This is a genomic window from Arthrobacter sp. TB 26, assembly GCF_000427315.1.
Classification (GTDB): Bacteria; Actinomycetota; Actinomycetes; order Actinomycetales; family Micrococcaceae; genus Arthrobacter.
Genome location: NZ_AUPJ01000498.1, coordinates 1 through 1,716, shown reverse-complemented (window position 1 = coordinate 1,716; position 1,716 = coordinate 1). Strand labels below are relative to the sequence as shown.

At 65.9% G+C, this 1,716-nt stretch carries 3 protein-coding genes; all 3 read left to right on the top strand.

All coding sequences use genetic code 11. The features are described 5' to 3' along the window. The first annotated feature begins 18 nt into the window (after positions 1-18). Positions 19-345 carry a DUF2469 domain-containing protein gene (locus K789_RS0119680; RefSeq protein ID WP_024368249.1) on the top strand — a complete coding sequence of 109 codons (327 nt, stop codon included), beginning with the start codon at positions 19-21 and terminating at the stop codon, positions 343-345. A 139-nt stretch (positions 346-484) separates the two neighbouring features. Further along, entirely contained in the window at positions 485-841 is a 357-nt protein-coding gene (locus tag K789_RS0119675) for a YraN family protein (RefSeq protein WP_024368248.1), read from the top strand. Next, the coding region (locus K789_RS0119670) for a magnesium chelatase domain-containing protein (RefSeq protein WP_024368247.1) at positions 842-1,716 on the top strand (875 nt) is incomplete at its 3' end. It lies immediately after the preceding gene.

The following is a 1,716-nucleotide window of genomic DNA, read 5'->3' as shown; positions in this document are numbered from 1 at the left end:
ATGGTGCAAGATGGAAGCATGAGTGCCGAGGACCTTGAAAACTATGAGACCGATATGGAGCTGCAGCTCTACCGCGAATACCGGGACGTTGTCGGGCTGTTCAGCTATGTGGTCGAGACCGAACGGCGTTTCTATCTGGCCAACCACGTTGACCTGCAGGCCCGCAGCGCCGACGGCGAGGTCTATTTCGACCTGACGCTGCAGGACGCCTGGGTCTGGGACGTCTACCGCTCCGCCCGCTTCGTCAAGAGCGTCCGGGTGATCACGTTCAAGGACGTCAACGTCGAGGAGCTCCCCCGCAACGAGGAGCTCGCGCTGCCCAAGGTCGGGGACCTGGGGAACTGATCGTAATTTTCGGTGACTAGCCGGGCGCACCCGGTGAGCGGCGGCCCACTCCTCCTCCACACCACCGTCCTTGCATTGGCTATCCACATAGCGACCTGACGCTCTGGGCTGTCCTCCCGTGGCGCGGCACGCTGGTTCCATGAGAGCTAAGGACGTGCTGGGCCGGCGCGGGGAGGAACTCGCGGCCGGTTACCTCGAAGCCCAGGGCATGCGGATTGTGGACCGCAACTGGCGGTGTTCCGGGGGCGAAATCGACATTGTCGCCCTCGACGGCGATACCCTGGTCATCGCCGAAGTGAAAACGCGTAGGTCCCTCGCGTACGGGCATCCGTTCGAAGCTGTCGGCCTGGACAAGCTGACGCGGCTGCACCGCCTGGCCTCAGCCTGGTGCCGTGACCATGACCTCCGGATGGCCCGGCGCCGGGTGGACGTCGTTTCCGTGCTCGACGACGGCATCGGGGACCCCGTCGTGGAACACCTCAAGGGGGTGGGGTAGGTGGCGCTCGGCCGCACCTACTCGGTTGCCCTCGTGGGGCTGAACGGCTACATCGTTGAAGTGGAGGCCGATATCGGCCAGACCCTTCCGGCGTTTATCATCCTGGGTCTTCCCGACGCTTCGCTCAATGAGGCCAAGGAACGGATCCGCTCGGCGGCCCAGAACTCCGGCATTCCCCTGAGCCGCCGGAAGATCACGGCCAACCTGATTCCGGCGTCGTTGCCCAAACGCGGCTCAGGCTTCGACCTGGCCATCGCCATGGCTGCGCTGCTGGCCTCCAATGATGTCCGGTCCACCGGTCGCACTGTGTTTATCGCCGAACTCGGACTGGACGGCAGGCTGCGGCCTGTCCGCGGGGTCCTTCCCGCCGTCATGGCCGCGGTTCGGGCAGGTTACGCCGACATTGTCGTGGCGCAAGCAAACGCCGCCGAAGCCCAACTCGTGCCCGGCGCCCGGGTGCAGGGCTACGCCACCCTGGCCCGCTTGGCCTTCGATTTCGGCGCCGATCCGCAGGAGCTGGGCCTCGACTTCGAGCCCGCGCCCCAGCCCGAAGAACCCGAGGCCGGAACCGATGCGGCGTCCTTCATACCACCGGACATGTGCGACGTCTCCGGTCAAAGGGAGGCCCGGAGAGCGCTGGAAGTCGCCGCCGCCGGCGCGCACCATCTTTTGCTGACCGGTCCGCCGGGCGCGGGAAAAACGATGCTGGCTGAACGTCTTCCCGGACTCCTGCCGGACCTGGGCGACGCCGAGGCCATGGAAGTGACGGCCATCCATTCGCTCTGCTCTCTGACCTCAGCCTCACTTCAGCTCGTGCGCAGGCCGCCGTACGAGAACCCGCATCACACCGCCACGTCCGCGGCCATCATTGGCGG

What these genes read in the sequence shown, in the direction of transcription:
- K789_RS0119680 (WP_024368249.1), top strand. Translation starts at nt 19, where the DNA reads ATGAGTGCCGAGGACCTTGAAAACTATGAGACCGATATGGAGCTGCAG.
- K789_RS0119675 (WP_024368248.1), top strand. Translation starts at nt 485, where the DNA reads ATGAGAGCTAAGGACGTGCTGGGCCGGCGCGGGGAGGAACTCGCGGCC.